The organism is Ochrobactrum sp. AN78 (assembly GCF_029909885.1).
GTDB lineage: Bacteria > Pseudomonadota > Alphaproteobacteria > Rhizobiales > Rhizobiaceae > Brucella > Brucella quorumnocens.
This window is the reverse complement of record NZ_JASAMU010000001.1, coordinates 127,666-144,098: the sequence shown is the minus strand read 5'-3', so window position 1 is coordinate 144,098 and position 16,433 is coordinate 127,666. Positions and strand designations below refer to the sequence as shown.

Sequence of the window (16,433 nt, the reverse complement as noted above, 5' to 3'; positions counted from 1 at the left end):
ACATTATCATTTTAGCGGCCACTAAGTGCGAAGCCACCAAAAGCGTAATAACGTTACATTACATCACTCAAACTAACTCTGAGAAGGCGTAAACTTCGCCACAAGCGCATGACTATCACCGGGATAGGTGAAGCGCACATGCGTCACCGGTTGATCGGCATTCCATGTCTGGCGCTCGACGACAAGACAGGGCGAACCGGCAGGCACGCCAAGCGTCGCAGCGTTTTCCTCGGTTGAGACAACCGCGCGGATGGAATGCTGCGCATTGCTCCACGGCACGCAGGAAACAAGCCATGGACCGGGTGACTGCTCCGCAAAATTAGTACTGGCTGCACTTGGCACAGCATCGAGACTGATGAAGCGTTCTTCCAGCGCAAAGACCCGCTTCCCAGCATAATGACGGCAGACAAGTTCGATCAGCGGCGTGTGTCGCGGCATGTCAATATGGCGTGCATCGGCAGGGCCACTCAACCGCTCGTTTCGTTTCAGCAGCTCAAAACGATAAGGCACGCCAAGCGCTGCAACCTCGTCGCGAATATCATGGATTTCAAGAATCGCGGCTTGCGACTGCGGGAAGGAAACAAAGCTGCCCGAACGGCGCTTTCGCTCAATCAGACCGGCTTTTGCCAGCTGCGTCAGCGCCTTGTTCACGGTCATGCGCGAGCAATTATAATAGTCGGTCAGCTCGTGCTCAAACGGGATGCGATGACCGGGCTGCCATTCGCCAGAAATAATGCGCGTTTCAATATCATCCAGAATACGCTGATGCAGCGATATCGTAGCTTCGCTTTGTCTGGATGAAATATCCTGCACTTTGTTCCCTTTAATTAGTTCAGCAATTCGCCGATTGCTTTCTGGAAAGCACGCTCTGCCGCATCGCGCAAGCGGTGATGTCCACGCTCCACCTGTTTCACGCCGCGCACCCACACATCAGAGGCACGCGCACGACCGGCAAAAATCCAGCCATCGAGAACCGCATCCCCTTTCGCATGGGGCAAACGCTCAACATCAAGCGATACAAAATCTGCCGAAGCACCCTGTTTCAAGCCATCGCCTTCGCGACCCATGGCAACATTGCCGCCTGCCAATGCACCATCAAACAAGGCTCGTCCGGTTGAGCCTTCATTTTTCGCCAGAACATTGCGCGCGCGATGCAGCAAACGCTGCGAATATTCATACTGCCGCAACTCATCGCCAATGCCTATCAGCACGTTCGAATCCGACCCGATGCCGAACTTGCCGCTCGCGGCAGCAAACGCTGCTGCATTGAAAGTGCCGTCGCCGAGATTGGCCTCCGTCACCGGACAAAGACCCGCAATCGCACCAGCCTCGGCCATGCGCACGGTTTCCGCATCGGTCATGTGCGTTGCGTGAATGAGGCACCAGCGCGACGACAATTCCTGATGGTCAAGCAGCCATTCGACAGGTCGCTGCCCAGACCACGCAATGCAGTCCTCAACTTCCTTTACCTGCTCGGCAATGTGAATATGCACTGGCGCGTCGGGCAAAAGCTTCGCTGCAAATGTCAGCTCATCCGGGGTGACCGCACGCAGGCTGTGGGGCGCCACGCCAAGCACAGCACCGTCGAAGCCAGAAAGAGCCCTCTCGCAGCCCTCGATCAGCCGCGCAAAACTCTGCTGATCGTTGATGAAACGGCGCTGGCCCTCGTTGGGATCGGCACCGCCAAAGGTCGAATGTGCATAAAGCACCGGCAACAAGGTCAGACCGATGCCAGCAGTTTGCGCTGCTGCGACAATGCGGTCCGCCATTTCCGAGATATTGCTGTAAGGCGTGCCGTCGCGATCATGATGCAGATAATGAAACTCACCAACGCGGGTAAACCCGGCTTCCAGCATATCGACATAGAGCCGCAACGCGACTGCTTCCGCCTGTTCCGGCGTCATGGTCAGCGCGAACTTATACATGATCTCGCGCCAGCTCCAGAAACTGTCAGCCGATGGGCCGCGCCGTTCAGCAAGGCCAGCCATGCCATATTGAAACGCGTGGCTGTGAAGGTTTGGCATCCCCGCTACGATCACCTCATAGCGCTCGTCTCCCGTTTTGGCTTCAACGCCAATCTCGACAGAAGCAATTTTTCCCTGAGCTAAACCAAGCCGCACATCCTCTGCCCAGCCCGTATGCAAAAGTGCCTGACCAGCGTGGATAAATTGTGTTTTTGGGACTGCGGCTGACATTCGGCGAAGCTCCTCATTCCGCCCAATTTACCCACCCATTTTTCAACAGATAGCAATTGGATGCATTTTTTCTCTTGGCGGTTCCGTTAATATGTATATACATTATTGAAAACCAGGGGAAGCGAGAAAACGCTCATGACACAGAAATCGAACTTCGTTTTAACGCAGGCACGCATCGCCACTCTATCGGAAAAGGCAGATGGACTTGGTTTGATCGAAGCTGCAGCAATTGTCGTCAAAGATGGCAAAATCGCTTATGTCGGCGCAGAAATTGATCTTCCTGCTGAATATGCCTCGCTTGAGAAGATTGACTGCGAAAACCGTCTGATCACGCCCGGTCTGATCGACTGTCACACGCATCTGATCCACGCAGGCAATCGCGCGCATGAATTTGAGCTGCGCCTGAATGGTGCCACTTACGAAGAAGTTGCCCGCGCGGGCGGCGGCATTGTTTCCTCAGTTAAAAACCTGCGTGCGGCCAGCGAAGATGATCTGGTCCGTGAAACCCTGCCCCGCCTCGATGCGCTGATTGCTGAAGGTGTTACGACGGTTGAAATCAAATCGGGTTATGGTCTCGACCTGACAAGCGAAGCAAAGTCATTGCGTGCGGCTCGCCGTCTTGGGCATGAACGCGATGTCGCTATTCGCACGACCTTCTTGGGCGCACACGCTCTGCCGCCGGAAATGAATGGCGACAAAACGGCTTTCATCGACAAGATCGTCAACGAAATGCTGCCTGCTATTGCGAGCGAAAATCTCGCCGATGCAGTGGACGGATTCTGCGAAGGCATCGCCTTCCTGCCTGACGAAATCGCACGCGTTTTTGATGCCGCAAAGGCTCATGGCCTTCAGGTCAAACTCCACGCAGACCAGCTTTCCAATCTGCATGGCGCAGCTCTGGCTGCATCTTACAATGCGCTGTCTGCCGATCATCTTGAATATACCGATGCGGAAGGTGCAGCCGCCATGGCAAAGGCCGGAACTGTCGCAGTTCTGCTTCCCGGCGCTTATTATTTCATCCGCGAAACGCAAAAGCCCCCCGTCGAGCTTTTCCGTGCGGCTGGCACAAAGATGGCACTCGCCACCGACAACAATCCCGGCACTTCGCCGCTGACCTCGCTGCTGCTCACCATGAATATGGGCGCAACCCTGTTCCGCATGACGGTTGATGAATGCATTGCAGGCGTCACCCGCGAAGCAGCCCGTGCTCTTGGTGTACTCGACAAGACCGGAACGCTTGAAGTCGGCAAAGACGCTGATCTCGCCATCTGGAGTGTCGAGCGTCCGGCAGAGCTTGTTTATCGCATTGGCTTCAACCCGCTCTGGAAGCGGGTTTTCAAAGGCCAAATTTAATCAGAGTTTATTTCAACGCGCATCTTGTCCGAAAACCGCTTCACACTTTTCGGGATGCGCTCTTATGGAGCTTTCCATGTCCCTCGTTCTTCGTCCCGGCAGCGTTTCGCTTGGCATACTTGAACAAATCTATCGCGGCAATCTCGCCGCCCGCATTGATCCGTCCTTTCATAAGGGCGTTGAAAAGGCAGCGGCACGCATCGCCGAAATCGCCGCGGGCGATGCGCCGGTTTATGGCATCAATACTGGCTTTGGTAAGCTTGCCTCTATCCGTATTGCTCCCGAAGACGTGGCAACACTTCAGCGCAATCTCATTTTGTCGCATTGCTGCGGCGTCGGCGAACCGCTGAGCGAAGACATCGTGCGCCTCATCATGGCGCTGAAACTCATTTCGCTTGGCCGTGGTGCATCGGGCGTGCGGCTCGAACTCATTACACTCATCGAGGCCATGCTTGAAAAAGGCGTGATACCAATGATCCCGGCCAAGGGTTCGGTTGGTGCTTCTGGCGATCTCGCACCGCTTGCTCATATGGCAGCGACCATGATCGGCGAAGGTGAAGCCTTCTATCAGGGCGAACGCCTGCCATCTGCTGACGCGCTCAAGAAAGCGGGCCTCAAGCCCGTCGTTCTGGCGGCTAAAGAAGGTCTCGCACTCATCAACGGCACACAGACCTCTACTGCACTCGCATTGGCCGGTCTGTTCCGCGCGCATCGTGCATTGCAGGCAGCCCTTGTCACCGGCGCGCTTTCGACCGATGCGGCGATGGGTTCAACTGCCCCGTTCCATCCGGATATTCACACCCTGCGCGGACATCAGGGCCAGATCGATACGGCTGCAGCACTGCGCAATCTCCTTTCCGGCTCGGTCATTCGCGACAGCCATCTTGAGGGCGACCAACGCGTGCAGGACCCTTATTGCATCCGCTGCCAGCCACAAGTTGACGGTGCCTGTCTCGATATTCTGCGTCAGGCCGCTCGCACGCTGGAAATCGAAGCCAATGCCGTTACTGATAACCCGCTGGTTCTCTCCGATAACAGTGTTGTCTCAGGTGGTAACTTCCATGCCGAACCTGTTGCTTTCGCAGCCGACCAGATCGCGCTTGCCGTGTGCGAAATCGGCGCGATTGCCCAACGCCGTATTGCACTTCTGGTCGATCCAGCGCTGTCCTTTGGTCTGCCCGCCTTCCTTGCCAAAAAGCCGGGCCTCAATTCCGGCCTGATGATTGCGGAGGTAACCTCCGCAGCACTGATGAGCGAAAACAAGCAGATGGCGCATCCGGCATCGGTTGATTCCACACCAACTTCCGCCAATCAGGAAGATCATGTTTCCATGGCTTGCCATGGGGCGCGCCGCCTGTTGCAGATGACTGAAAACCTCAACGCCATTATTGGCATTGAAGCACTGACCGGCGCGCTCGGCGTTGAACTGCGCGGCCCACTCGAAACCAGTCCAGAACTGAAAAACGCCATCGCCGTTCTGCGCGCGCATGTGCCTACGCTCGACGTTGATCGCTACATGGCCAACGATTTGGCAAGCGCAAGCTCCATCATCGCCGATGGCTCTTTTACCGGCAGCATCAGCGCAAACATCCTGCCTGCACTGGAGGCCTGATATGAGCGCCTTTGAACTCCATCAGGGTTCATCACCCGTCATTCTCGGCCTGCCCCACACCGGAACAGATGTGCCGGAAGACATCTGGGCACGGCTCAATGACAATGGCCGCATTCTCGCCGACACCGACTGGCATATCCATCAGCTCTATGACGGGCTGCTGGACAATGTCACGACCGTCCGCGCCACCTTTCATCGCTATTGCATCGATGCCAATCGCGATCCCGAAGGCGTCAGCCTCTATCCCGGCCAGAACACCACGACACTGATCCCGACCACCGACTTCGATGGCCTTGCCATCTGGAAAGACGGCGAAGCGCCTAAAGAAGCGGATATTGCTGACCGTATCAGTCGCTTTCACAAGCCTTATCACGATGCGCTTTCAGCCGAAATCGAACGCGTGAAGGCGATCCATGGCGTGGCGATCCTTTATGATTGCCACTCGATCCGCTCGCATATTCCGTTTCTGTTTGAAGGCAAACTGCCTGATTTCAACATCGGCACAGATTTAGGCAAAACCTGCGATCCGAAGATCGAAGCCGCTGCGGTGAAAGTGACTGCCGGTGCCACCGGCTACACGTCCATTCTCAATGGCCGTTTCAAAGGCGGCTGGACGACCCGTCATTATGGCAGGCCCGAAACCGGTGTCCATGCCATCCAGATGGAACTGGCGCAATCAACCCATCTCGAAACGGAAGCGGTGCCCTTCGCCTATGATACCGCCAAGGCTGAACCGCTGCGTATTCATCTCAAAACCCTTTTGCAACGGCTGCAAACAATAGCCGTCCAACTATAATTTCGAGGAGAACACTGTGTCCAACCCACGTCATAATGAACGCGACGTTCGTGCTCCACGCGGCACCGAACTCAACGCCAAGAGCTGGCTCACCGAAGCGCCGCTGCGTATGCTTATGAACAATCTCGACCCCGATGTTGCCGAACGCCCGCATGAGCTGGTTGTCTATGGCGGCATTGGTCGCGCTGCCCGCACATGGGACGATTTCGACCGCATCGTCGCAACACTAAAGACGCTCAACGACGACGAAACCCTGCTGGTGCAGTCAGGCAAGCCGGTCGGCGTGTTCCGCACCCACAAGGATGCGCCGCGCGTTCTGATCGCCAATTCCAACCTCGTGCCGCATTGGGCAACTTGGGATCATTTCAACGAACTGGATAAGAAGGGCTTGGCCATGTATGGCCAGATGACCGCCGGTTCGTGGATCTACATCGGCGCACAAGGCATCGTTCAGGGCACCTATGAAACCTTCGTGGAAGCCGGTCGCCAGCATTACGATGGCAACCTCAAGGGCAAGTGGATTCTGACAGGCGGTCTTGGCGGCATGGGCGGCGCACAGCCACTTGCGGCCGTTATGGCTGGTGCCTGCTGTCTGGCCGTTGAATGCGACGAAACCCGCGCCGATTTCCGCCTGCGCACCCGCTATGTCGATGAAAAGACCCACAGCCTCGATGAAGCCTTGGCCAAGATCGACGAATGGACCAAAGCAGGCGAAGCCAAGTCTATTGCACTGATCGGCAATGCCGCTGATGTTTTCCCGGAACTCGTCAAGCGCGGCGTGCGCCCAGACATCGTCACAGACCAGACCTCCGCGCATGATCCGGTGCATGGCTATCTGCCAATCGGCTGGAGCGTTGCTGAATGGCGTGCAAAGCAGGAGAGCGACCCGAAAGGCGTTGCGAAAGCTGCCCGCGCTTCGATGAAAGTGCAGGTTCAGGCTATGCTCGACTTCTGGAATGCAGGCATTCCAACCGTGGATTATGGCAACAATATCCGCCAGATGGCACTGGAAGAAGGTCTGGAAGACGCTTTTGCCTTCCCCGGCTTCGTGCCTGCCTATATCCGCCCGCTGTTCTGCCGCGGCATTGGACCTTTCCGCTGGGCTGCTCTCTCCGGCGATCCGGAAGATATTGCCAAGACCGACGCCAAGGTGAAGGAACTGCTGCCAGACAACAAGCACCTGCACAACTGGCTCGACATGGCGAAGGAACGCATCGCGTTTCAGGGCCTGCCAGCACGCATCTGCTGGGTTGGTCTCGGCGATCGTCACCGCCTCGGCCACGCTTTCAACGAAATGGTCCGCAATGGCGAACTGAAAGCACCTATCGTCATTGGTCGTGACCACCTCGATAGTGGCTCGGTTGCATCGCCAAACCGCGAAACCGAATCCATGAAAGACGGCTCGGACGCCGTATCCGACTGGCCACTGCTCAATGCGCTGCTCAACACCGCATCGGGCGCAACATGGGTATCGCTCCATCATGGCGGTGGCGTCGGCATGGGCTTCTCTCAGCATTCGGGCATGGTCATCTGCTGTGACGGCTCCGAAGATGCCGACCAGCGCATCGGACGCGTATTGTGGAACGATCCGGCAACCGGCGTCATGCGTCATGCCGATGCGGGCTATGAAGAAGCGCTCGATTGGGCAAAGCAGCAGGGTCTGCGTCTGCCGGCCATCCTGGGTAATTAATCCATGCACATCTTACGCAGCACCGACCACAAACACATGCCGTGGAAAAACGGCGGCGGTGTAACGGTTGAAATTGCGATCAGTCCTGAAAATGCGTCAGTCGATAATTTCGACTGGCGCATTTCCACAGCAACCGTTGCCAATGACGGCCCGTTTTCGGTTTTCTCTGGCATTGATCGCACATTGTCGGTGCTGGAAGGCAACGGCATTGTCCTCGATGTTGAAGGTGTGGAAACCACCCTCACCCGCGAGACAGCGCCCTTTGCTTTTGCCGCCGATACCAGCTCTGGTGCCCGCCTCATCGACGGAACAATCACCGATCTCAACGTCATGACGCGACGCGGACGCTTCACGCATCACGTCGAACGCATCGTCATTGATGATTCGAGAATTGTTGCATCCAATCGCGGCACCATGCTTATTTTCTGTGCAGAAGGCAATTTCGATCTAAAAACAGACAGCAGAATCGCGCATCTGAGCCTGCATGATTGCTTGGTCATGTCGGGAGAGGCTCAGTTTTCTCTAGAACTTATTGGTAAGGGGATCGTCTATCGGATTTCGATTATAGAAGTATAATCAACAATCTACGGGAAATTTGAACAGTTTGGCGGCCAAAGGATTCTTTACGCGCCTCTCTGGACAGAAATCTCCGCCCTGCTAATTTGTCCGCAACCGATATGTATATGCTTAAAACACTATAAAAGGGGTACTCGCATATGAAAACATCCTGGTTGGCTGGCGCTGCAGTTGCAGCGCTCACCTTCGCTTCTGCCGCACAGGCAGAAACAAATGTTTCGATTGGTTTTTCCGGCTGGACCGGCTTTGGTCCGCTGACGCTCGCCAAGGAAGCAGGCATCTTCAAGAAGAACGGCCTCAACGTCACGCTGAACAAGATCCCACAGGCAAGCCGCCATCTGGCTCTGGCTTCCGGCGATATTCAGTGCGCTGCAACCACTGTTGAAACATGGATCATCTGGAACTCGGCAGGCGTGAAGTCCAAGCAGATTTTCCAGATGGACAAATCCTATGGCGCTGACGGCATCGCCGTGCGTGGTGATGTCAATTCCTTTGCTGATCTCAAAGGCAAAACGGTTGCGGCGTCGGCTCCCGGCACTTCACCGTACTTCTTCCTTGCCTTCATGCTGGCCAAGAATGGCATGACCACCAAGGACGTGAAGATCGTCAACATGGAGCCGGGACCGGCTGCACAGGCTTTCGTTGCAGGGCAGAACGACGCTGCCCTGACCTACGAACCATATCTGTCGACGGTACGTGCAGCACCCGACAAAGGCAAAATTCTTGCCACAACACTCGAATATCCGGCTGTCATGGACACCGTTGGCTGCACCCCGGATTTCCTTGAAAAGAACCCGGAAGCCGCAAAGGCACTCGCCAACAGCTATTTCGAAGCGCTTGAAATGATCGCAGCCGATCAGGCTAAGTCCTACGAAATCATGGGCAAGGACGTGAAGCAGTCGGGCGAAGAATTCGGTAAATCCGCAGCTTATCTGCGCTGGCAGGACAAGGCCGCTAACCAGAAGTTCTTTGAAGGCGAGTTCAAGGAGTTTTCGGAAGAAGCCACCAAGCTCCTGCTTGACGCTGGCGTGATCAAGAACAAGCCGAACCTCGACGATATTGTCGATACAAGCTTCATCAAGTAATCACATCGAGAAAGCAGGCTCGGAGTTCGCTCCGGGTCTGTTTCATTTCCGCTCCATTCTGAGGAGCGACCGTCTCACTAAACGGATATGTCTATGCAGCCTATGCAACCGATTGGAAACGGAGCCCGAATTCTTCTGGGAATTCTGTTCTTCGTGCTTTTCTTTGCTTTCTGGGGCGTCGCCACGCTCGGAGGCTTCGTTTCCCCCACCTTCCTCGCCGATCCGATCACCATGGTTCAAGACGGATGGGATCTCATCGCCAATCAGGGCTTCCTTTCGGATATCGGTATGACTGTCTGGCGCGTGCTGGGTGGCTTCATCATGGCAAGCATCGTTGCCATTCCGCTAGGCATAGCCATGGGTGCATATAAACCCATTGAAGCGCTGCTCGAACCGTTCGTCTCCTTCGCACGCTATTTGCCTGCATCGGCTTTCGTACCGCTTCTCATTCTGTGGTCGGGCATTGGCGAAACGCAAAAGCTGCTCGTCATCTTCATCGGCGCAGTCTTCCAGCTCATTCTGATGATCGCTGTCATTGTTTCCAACACGCGCCGCGATCTGGTTGAAGCAGCCTATACGCTTGGCGCGAAAGACCGTGGCGTTATTCGTCGCGTATTGATGCCTGCAAGCGCACCCGATATCGCAGAAACGCTGCGTCTCGTGCTTGGCTGGGCCTGGACTTACGTGATCGTTGCAGAACTGATCGGCGCATCATCGGGCATCGGCTACATGATTATCAATTCGCAGGCGCTTATGGCCACCGGACAGATCATTTTCGGTATCATTGTGATCGGCGTTATTGGCCTGATTTCCGATCTGGCCTTCAAATATTTCAACCGCTGGCTCTTTGCCTGGAGGTTCGCATAATGGTTACGGCATCCCAGCAGGAACTTGTTATCAAAGGTGTGAGCCGCACATTCCCAGGTGTTCATGGCGGCGGACCTACTTTGGCATTGCAGCCAACAGACCTGATCATTCCCAAGAATGATTTTGTCACCATTCTCGGCCCTTCGGGCTGTGGAAAGTCCACGCTTCTGCGCATCATTGCCGGTCTCGACAAGCCAAGCACCGGCACGGTGACACTGGAAGGTCAGCCCGTCAAAGGGCCGGGTGCCGATCGCGGCATGGTGTTTCAGTCCTATACACTGTTTCCATGGCTCACCATTCGGCAGAATGTCGGTTTCGGCCTGCGCGAAAAAGGTATGCCGGAAAAACAGGCGCGCGAAATTGTCGATAATTATATCGACAAGGTTGGCCTGCGCGGGTTTGAAAACCATTGGCCGAAGCAGCTTTCAGGCGGGATGCAGCAGCGCACGGCAATTGCCCGTGCGCTTGCCAACGATCCGAAGATTCTGCTGCTCGACGAGCCTTTCGGCGCGCTCGACAACCAGACCCGCGGGCTGATGCAGGAACTGCTGCTCGGTATCTGGGAGCGTGAGCAGAAGACAGTCGTCTTCGTCACCCACGATATTGAAGAAGCCATCTTCATGGCGACCCGTGTGGTCACGATGACGGCTCGTCCCGGCAAGATCAAATCGATCACCCCGGTCGATATCGAGCATCCGCGCTCCTACCATGTGAAGGCCAGCCCGGAATTTTCAGAACTACGTCTGAAGCTCACCGAAGAAATCCGCAGCGAAGCAATCACAGCCGCCAAGCAGGCCGCCTGAAAATAGATGTTTCGCTTCACGCGTTGAAGGCATAAGAAAAGGCTGCGATGTTCTTCGCAGCCTTTTTCTTTTTAGCGTTTGCGCGCATCTGATCCGAAACCGCTACACACTTTTCGGGATGCGCTCTTTTCGGGATTCATCATGGCCGTTTCAGCAGAACTTGAAGAACGCATCGTTTACGTGAATGGCGAATATGTCGCCGCGCGCGATGCCAAAATCTCGATCTTTGATCGTGGTTTTCTCTTTGGTGACGGAATTTACGAAGTAACCGCCGTGCTTGACGGCAAGCTGATCGATAGCAATCCGCATATGAAGCGCCTGCGTCGTTCGACAGGTGAAATCGGCATTCCGATGCCGATGAGGGAAGATGAGATTGTCGAGATCGAGCGCGAACTGATCCGCCGCAACAATCTGACCGAAGGTCTGATCTATCTTCAGGTGACGCGCGGCGACGGTCGCGACCGTGATTTCGTTCCTATAAAGGACATGAAGCCTTCTGTGGTGCTTTTCACGCAGTCGGTATCACTGATCGAGAAACCTGTATTGAAAACCGGCGCACGGGTACTCTCCCTTGAAGACCTGCGCTGGAAACGCCGCGACATCAAGACCGTTTGCCTTTTGCCGCAGGCTCTCGCCAAGGAAATCGCCAAGGGTTCCGGTTGCGATGAAGCCTGGATGTTAGAGGACGGCTATGTCACGGAAGGCGCATCTTCGACCGGCTATATTGTCACGCAGGATGATGTCATCGTCACCCGCCCAAACAGCAACGCGGTCCTGCCGGGCTGCACGCGCCTGTCGCTGCTGAAGCTCATCGCTGAGACCGGTATGAAGCTTGAAGAGCGTCTTTTCACGATTGATGAAGCCTATGCTGCGAAAGAAGCTTTCATGACCAGCGCGGGTACTTTTGTAACGCCGATTTCGTTTATCGACAACAAGCCTATTGGCGGCGGCAAGCCCGGTCCGGTTGCGCTGAAGCTGCGCGAGATTTATCTCGACCACGCGCGCCGTACGGCGATCTGAAAAATACAAACTGAGCTAAAAATACAAATCGGGCCGGAACAATGTTCCGGCCCGAATGGCTTCTGCCTCCCTCTCCCAAAAGGCGAAGCACCAGCGCGATAACGCGCCGATTGTGAGCTTTTTTCCGCAAAAACGGCCTCTGAAACACGTTAAATCGTGTTAAACGATTGTCAGGAATATGGCCATTCCATGGCCAAGCCCCGTTTAGCGGCGCTGGTTGTAGACATCGATGCAGACAGCACCCAGCAGAACGATGCCCTTAATGACCTGCTGATAATCAATCCCGATCCCGAGGATCGACATGCCGTTGTTCATCACGCCCATGATGAGCGCGCCGATCACCGCACCCGTCACACGCCCCACACCACCATAAGCCGATGCACCACCGATGAAGCAGGCGGCAATCACATCAAGCTCAAAACCAAGGCCAGCTTTTGGTGTTGCCGTGTTGAGACGAGCCGCGAAAACCAGACCGGCAAGCGCTGCCAGCACGCCCATATTCACGAAGACGAGGAAGGTCAGTCGCTCGGTCTTGACGCCCGAAAGCTTCGCCGCATGACGATTGCCACCAACAGCATAAATCTGACGACCGATTACTGTGCGATTGGTTAGGAACGCGTAGGCAGCGATCAAAACGGCCATGATAATCAATACGTTAGGCATACCGCGATGCGATGAAATCAGCAGCGCGAGATAGGCAATACCAGCGAAGAACAGAATATTCTTGGCCACAAACAGGCCAAACGGTTCTGTCTCCACCTCATGCGCGATATGGCGCGCGCGCGATCTTGTGTTCTGCCAGACGATGAAACCCGCAATTGCCACACCAAGTATCAGCGATGTGAGATAGATACCGCCTGATGTTGTGCCAATAAACTCCGGAATGAAGCCGGACGAAAGCTTCTGGAAAACCTGCGGGAATGGCCCGACCGACTGCCCACCAAGAACAGCAAGCATCAGCCCCTTGAAAACCAGCATCCCCGCGAGCGTTACGATGAAGGACGGAATGTTGAAATAGGCGACCCAGAAACCCTGCATCGCACCGATAATCCCCCCGGCAATCAAGCACAGAATGGCTGCAACAGGAAACGGAATACCCCATTTCACCATCATGACAGCTGCCAGTGCGCCGATGAAACCGCAGACCGATCCGACAGACAAATCGATGTGCCCGGTCACAATGACCAGCAGCATTCCGAGCGCCATAATGACGATATAACTGTTCTGCAGTACGAGATTGGTGAGGTTCAGCGGCTTCATCAGCACGCCGCCGGTCACGATCTGGAAAAAGATCATGATCGCGATGAGCGAAAGCAACATTCCCGATTCGCGCAGATTGTTTTTGAGATAACGCCCCACACCGCTTGGCGCTTTCTGGCCGCTCTGGATGACATTGTCGCTCATTGTTGTTTTCCCTTATTCCGCATGATGGCGCGCATGATGTTTTCCTGCGTCGCGCCCTCGCCAGCCACTTCGCCAACGAAAGCGCCTTCATGCATAACGACGATGCGGTCGCACATTCCGATGAGCTCGGGCATTTCCGAAGAAATGACGACCACGCCCTTGCCGCTGTCGGCCAGTGAATTGATGATTGTGTAAATGTCATATTTTGCACCGACATCGATGCCGCGCGTCGGTTCATCGAGGATCAGCACATCCGGCCCCGTGAACAGCCATTTCGACAGCACCACCTTCTGCTGGTTGCCGCCTGAAAGCGTGCCCGTTTCCTGATAGACGTTGTGGCAGCGGATGCTCATCTGATCGCGATAGCTGTTCGCGACCTTCATTTCGCGAATACTGTCGATCACACCCTTGGGGCTGACGCCGCGCAAATGTGCAAGCGATATGTTGCGCGAGATATTTTCGCCGAGAACAAGGCCCAGCTTTTTGCGGTCCTCAGTCACATAGGCGAGCCCCGATTTGATGGCGCGGGCGACCGTGGAAATATCAACCGGAGTGCCATTCATACGAGCTTCACCGGAAATATTCGTACCCCATGAACGCCCGAAGAGGCTCATGGCAAACTCGGTACGACCAGCGCCCATCAGGCCTGCAATACCGACGATCTCACCGGCTCGCACCTTAAACGAAACGTTCTTGACGGAGTGGCGCTCCGGATGCAGCGGATGATAAACGGACCAGTCATCCACCTCGAAAATCACATCGCCAATCTTCGGGTCGCGCTTAGGATAGCGGCTTTCCAGATCACGATCGACCATCTTGCGGATGATATCGTCTTCCTCGACCTCGCCCGCATTGCAATCAAGCGTTGCTACAGCGCGACCATCGCGCAGCACCGTGATCTTGTCAGCTACTTCACGAATTTCATTGAGCTTGTGCGAAATCAGGATCGAAGTGATGCCCTGCGCGCGAAACTCGCGCAGCAATGCCAGCAAGGCCGCACTATCAGTTTCGTTGAGGCTTGCCGTCGGCTCATCAAGGATCAGAAGGCGCACACGCTTGGAAAGCGCCTTGGCAATTTCAACAAGTTGCTGTTTGCCGACACCAATATCCGTCACCAGAGTATCCGGCGATTCCGTCAGGCCAACCTTCTTCAAAAGCGCCTTTGTGCGGCTATGCACCTCGCTGCGGTCAATAACACCATAGCTTGCAGGCGGATTGACGAGAAAAATATTCTCGGCAATCGTCATGAGCGGCACCAACGCCAGCTCCTGATGGATGATGACAATGCCGAGCGCTTCGGAATCATTGATATCGCGGAAGTGGCGCTCTTCTCCGTCGAAGAAGATCGAACCTCCATAGCTGCCAGAGGGATAAACACCCGACAGCACTTTCATCAGCGTTGATTTGCCCGCGCCATTTTCGCCGACAAATGCGTGAATTTCTCCCGGCATCACGGTAAAATTGACATCGCTCAACGCCTTCACGACACCGAAGGATTTGCTGATACCGCGCATCTCAAGCAGGGGTTTACCGGCAATATCCGGCTGACCGCTGTTCTGCTCAAGCGGGACAGGATTGGCTACGTTCATCGCTCGCTCCCATTACTAGAGCGCCGCGTGCCCTCTGGGGCGCACAAATGTCGCTCTAACATTCTGTATTTACAGCATAATTTTGCCTTAACTTACTCAAGTTGAAGGAATTAAGCTGTGGCCTGCCATGCCATCATTCTGCGAACCCTCAGCTCTCAAAAAGACAACGCTGTCAATCTGTTAGCCTAACCCAGTTCGAAAACTGGGCGGCGGGGATGATGGCAATGAGCAGGCATTCCGGACGCGTTCTAAACATTTGTTTTCACGCACATCTTTGTCCGAAAACCGTTTCACACTTTTCGGGATGCGCTTTTCAGCACGCGTCCGGGCACAAATTTACTGGATCTGGTCTTCTTTGTAATAACCGCTATCGACTAGAACCTGCTTCCAGTTCGACTTGTCGACAATAACCGGCTTGAGCAGATAGGACGGCACAACCTTGACGCCATTGTCATAGGTCTTGGTGTCGTTCACTTCTGGCTCTTTTCCGGTCATCAGCGCATCAACCATATCGACGGTGACTTTGGCGAGTTCGCGGGTGTCCTTGAAGATTGTAGAATTCTGCTCGCCAGCAAGGATCGACTTGACCGAAGGTACTTCAGCATCCTGACCGGAAACCGCAGGCATCGGCATGTCGCCGCTGCCATAGCCAACGCCCTTCAGCGAAGACAGGATACCGATGGAAATGCCGTCGTAAGGCGAAAGCACAGCGTCTAGCTTCTTGTCGGAATAGAAGGCCGAAAGGATTGAATCCATACGTGCCTGAGCCGTCGCACCATCCCAACGCAGGGTTGCTACCTTGTCCATGCCCGTCTGGCCGCTGGCAACGACGACCTTGCCGCTGTCGATATATGGCTGCAGAACGGACATAGCGCCGTTGTAGAAGAAGTAGGCATTGTTATCGTCAGGCGAACCACCGAAAAGCTCGATATTGAACGGGCCTTCCTTGTTCTTGAGATCAAGAGCGGTCTCAATGGACTGCGCCTGAAGAACACCGACCTGGAAATTGTCGAAAGTCGCATAATAGGACACGTTTGGCGTGTCGCGGATCAGGCGGTCATACGCGATGACCTTGATGCCTTCTTCATTGGCTTTTGCCAGAACATCGGAAAGCGTGGTGCCGTCGATGGATGCAACCACGAGAACCTTGGCACCTTTGGTGACCATGTTTTCAATCTGTGCAAGCTGGTTCGGCACATCGTCTTCAGCATATTGAAGGTCGGTCTGATAACCGCGCTCCTGAAGCACCTTTACCATGTTGTCGCCGTCCGCAATCCAGCGCGCCGACGACTTGGTTGGCATTGCTACACCCACAAGACCTTTGTCCTCTGCCTGTGCAAAGCCGGTAAAGGCAAAGGCGGCCATCGCCACTGCCAGTGTTAATGATTTTATGCCTGCCATTGTCTCACTCCCAAATTGGGACAGGCTCTATAAGCCTGCCGT

At 55.0% G+C, this 16,433-nt stretch carries 14 protein-coding genes; 9 read left to right on the top strand and 5 right to left on the bottom strand.

Annotated features, from left to right (window positions below):
• Positions 1–72: 72 nt before the first annotated feature.
• Entirely contained in the window at positions 73–813 is a 741-nt protein-coding gene (hutC, locus tag QBD00_RS00735) for a histidine utilization repressor (protein ID WP_318578438.1), read from the bottom strand.
• 14 nt (positions 814–827) lie between these two features.
• Entirely contained in the window at positions 828–2,195 is a 1,368-nt protein-coding gene (locus tag QBD00_RS00730; RefSeq protein WP_318578437.1) for a formimidoylglutamate deiminase, read from the bottom strand.
• Between the two features lie 135 nt (positions 2,196–2,330).
• Between QBD00_RS00730 and hutI the strand changes: the two genes are divergently transcribed.
• The 9 genes from hutI (at position 2,331) to QBD00_RS00685 (ending at position 11,997) form a co-directional block, all read left to right on the top strand.
• Positions 2,331–3,548, top strand: coding sequence for an imidazolonepropionase (gene hutI, locus QBD00_RS00725; protein ID WP_318578436.1), 1,218 nt, complete (start codon positions 2,331–2,333; stop codon positions 3,546–3,548).
• A gap of 76 nt (positions 3,549–3,624) precedes the next feature.
• Positions 3,625–5,160: a histidine ammonia-lyase gene (gene hutH, locus QBD00_RS00720; RefSeq protein WP_318578435.1), complete on the top strand. Its 1,536-nt coding sequence runs from the start codon at positions 3,625–3,627 to the stop codon at positions 5,158–5,160.
• A 1-nt stretch (position 5,161) separates the two neighbouring features.
• A complete protein-coding gene (gene hutG / locus QBD00_RS00715; RefSeq protein ID WP_318578434.1) occupies positions 5,162–5,956 on the top strand; it encodes an N-formylglutamate deformylase in 795 nt (264 codons plus the stop codon).
• Positions 5,957–5,972: 16 nt separating this feature from the next.
• The gene (gene hutU / locus QBD00_RS00710) at positions 5,973–7,646 is read left to right on the top strand and encodes a urocanate hydratase (RefSeq protein WP_318578433.1); all 1,674 of its coding nucleotides are present in this window, start codon (positions 5,973–5,975) and stop codon (positions 7,644–7,646) included.
• 3 nt (positions 7,647–7,649) lie between these two features.
• The gene (locus QBD00_RS00705) at positions 7,650–8,222 is read left to right on the top strand and encodes a HutD family protein (protein ID WP_318578432.1); all 573 of its coding nucleotides are present in this window, start codon (positions 7,650–7,652) and stop codon (positions 8,220–8,222) included.
• 140 nt (positions 8,223–8,362) lie between these two features.
• The gene (locus tag QBD00_RS00700; RefSeq protein WP_095447186.1) at positions 8,363–9,307 is read left to right on the top strand and encodes an ABC transporter substrate-binding protein; all 945 of its coding nucleotides are present in this window, start codon (positions 8,363–8,365) and stop codon (positions 9,305–9,307) included.
• A 93-nt stretch (positions 9,308–9,400) separates the two neighbouring features.
• Positions 9,401–10,174, top strand: a complete 774-nt coding sequence (locus tag QBD00_RS00695) for an ABC transporter permease (protein ID WP_095447187.1) — start codon at positions 9,401–9,403, stop codon at positions 10,172–10,174.
• Entirely contained in the window at positions 10,174–10,977 is an 804-nt protein-coding gene (locus QBD00_RS00690) for an ABC transporter ATP-binding protein (RefSeq protein WP_095447188.1), read from the top strand. The genes QBD00_RS00695 and QBD00_RS00690 overlap by 1 nt, the downstream gene beginning before the upstream one ends.
• Positions 10,978–11,115: 138 nt before the next feature.
• On the top strand, positions 11,116–11,997 hold the full coding sequence (locus QBD00_RS00685) for a D-amino-acid transaminase (RefSeq protein WP_318578654.1): 882 nt from the start codon (positions 11,116–11,118) through the stop codon (positions 11,995–11,997).
• Between the two features lie 204 nt (positions 11,998–12,201).
• Here the strand turns inward: QBD00_RS00685 and mmsB are convergent, their stop codons facing one another.
• From mmsB to chvE, 3 genes are all read right to left on the bottom strand, one after another.
• On the bottom strand, positions 12,202–13,401 hold the full coding sequence (gene mmsB / locus QBD00_RS00680) for a multiple monosaccharide ABC transporter permease (RefSeq protein ID WP_318578431.1): 1,200 nt from the start codon (positions 13,399–13,401) through the stop codon (positions 12,202–12,204).
• Complete coding sequence (gene mmsA / locus QBD00_RS00675) at positions 13,398–14,990, bottom strand: multiple monosaccharide ABC transporter ATP-binding protein (protein WP_264231695.1); 1,593 nt, start codon at positions 14,988–14,990, stop codon at positions 13,398–13,400. Before mmsA ends, mmsB begins: the two co-directional genes overlap by 4 nt.
• 336 nt (positions 14,991–15,326) lie before the next feature.
• Positions 15,327–16,391 (bottom strand): multiple monosaccharide ABC transporter substrate-binding protein, encoded by a 1,065-nt coding sequence (gene chvE, locus QBD00_RS00670; protein ID WP_095447192.1) that lies wholly within the window; start codon positions 16,389–16,391, stop codon positions 15,327–15,329.
• Between the last annotated feature and the right edge of the window lie 42 nt (positions 16,392–16,433).

Coding starts and splice junctions, on each gene's coding strand:
- mmsA (WP_264231695.1), bottom strand. CDS start 14,990: ATGAACGTAGCCAATCCTGTCCCGCTTGAGCAGAACAGCGGTCAGCCG.
- hutH (WP_318578435.1), top strand. CDS start 3,625: ATGTCCCTCGTTCTTCGTCCCGGCAGCGTTTCGCTTGGCATACTTGAA.
- hutI (WP_318578436.1), top strand. CDS start 2,331: ATGACACAGAAATCGAACTTCGTTTTAACGCAGGCACGCATCGCCACT.
- QBD00_RS00705 (WP_318578432.1), top strand. CDS start 7,650: ATGCACATCTTACGCAGCACCGACCACAAACACATGCCGTGGAAAAAC.
- QBD00_RS00695 (WP_095447187.1), top strand. CDS start 9,401: ATGCAGCCTATGCAACCGATTGGAAACGGAGCCCGAATTCTTCTGGGA.
- hutG (WP_318578434.1), top strand. CDS start 5,162: ATGAGCGCCTTTGAACTCCATCAGGGTTCATCACCCGTCATTCTCGGC.
- chvE (WP_095447192.1), bottom strand. CDS start 16,391: ATGGCAGGCATAAAATCATTAACACTGGCAGTGGCGATGGCCGCCTTT.
- QBD00_RS00700 (WP_095447186.1), top strand. CDS start 8,363: ATGAAAACATCCTGGTTGGCTGGCGCTGCAGTTGCAGCGCTCACCTTC.
- QBD00_RS00690 (WP_095447188.1), top strand. CDS start 10,174: ATGGTTACGGCATCCCAGCAGGAACTTGTTATCAAAGGTGTGAGCCGC.
- mmsB (WP_318578431.1), bottom strand. CDS start 13,401: ATGAGCGACAATGTCATCCAGAGCGGCCAGAAAGCGCCAAGCGGTGTG.
- QBD00_RS00730 (WP_318578437.1), bottom strand. CDS start 2,195: ATGTCAGCCGCAGTCCCAAAAACACAATTTATCCACGCTGGTCAGGCA.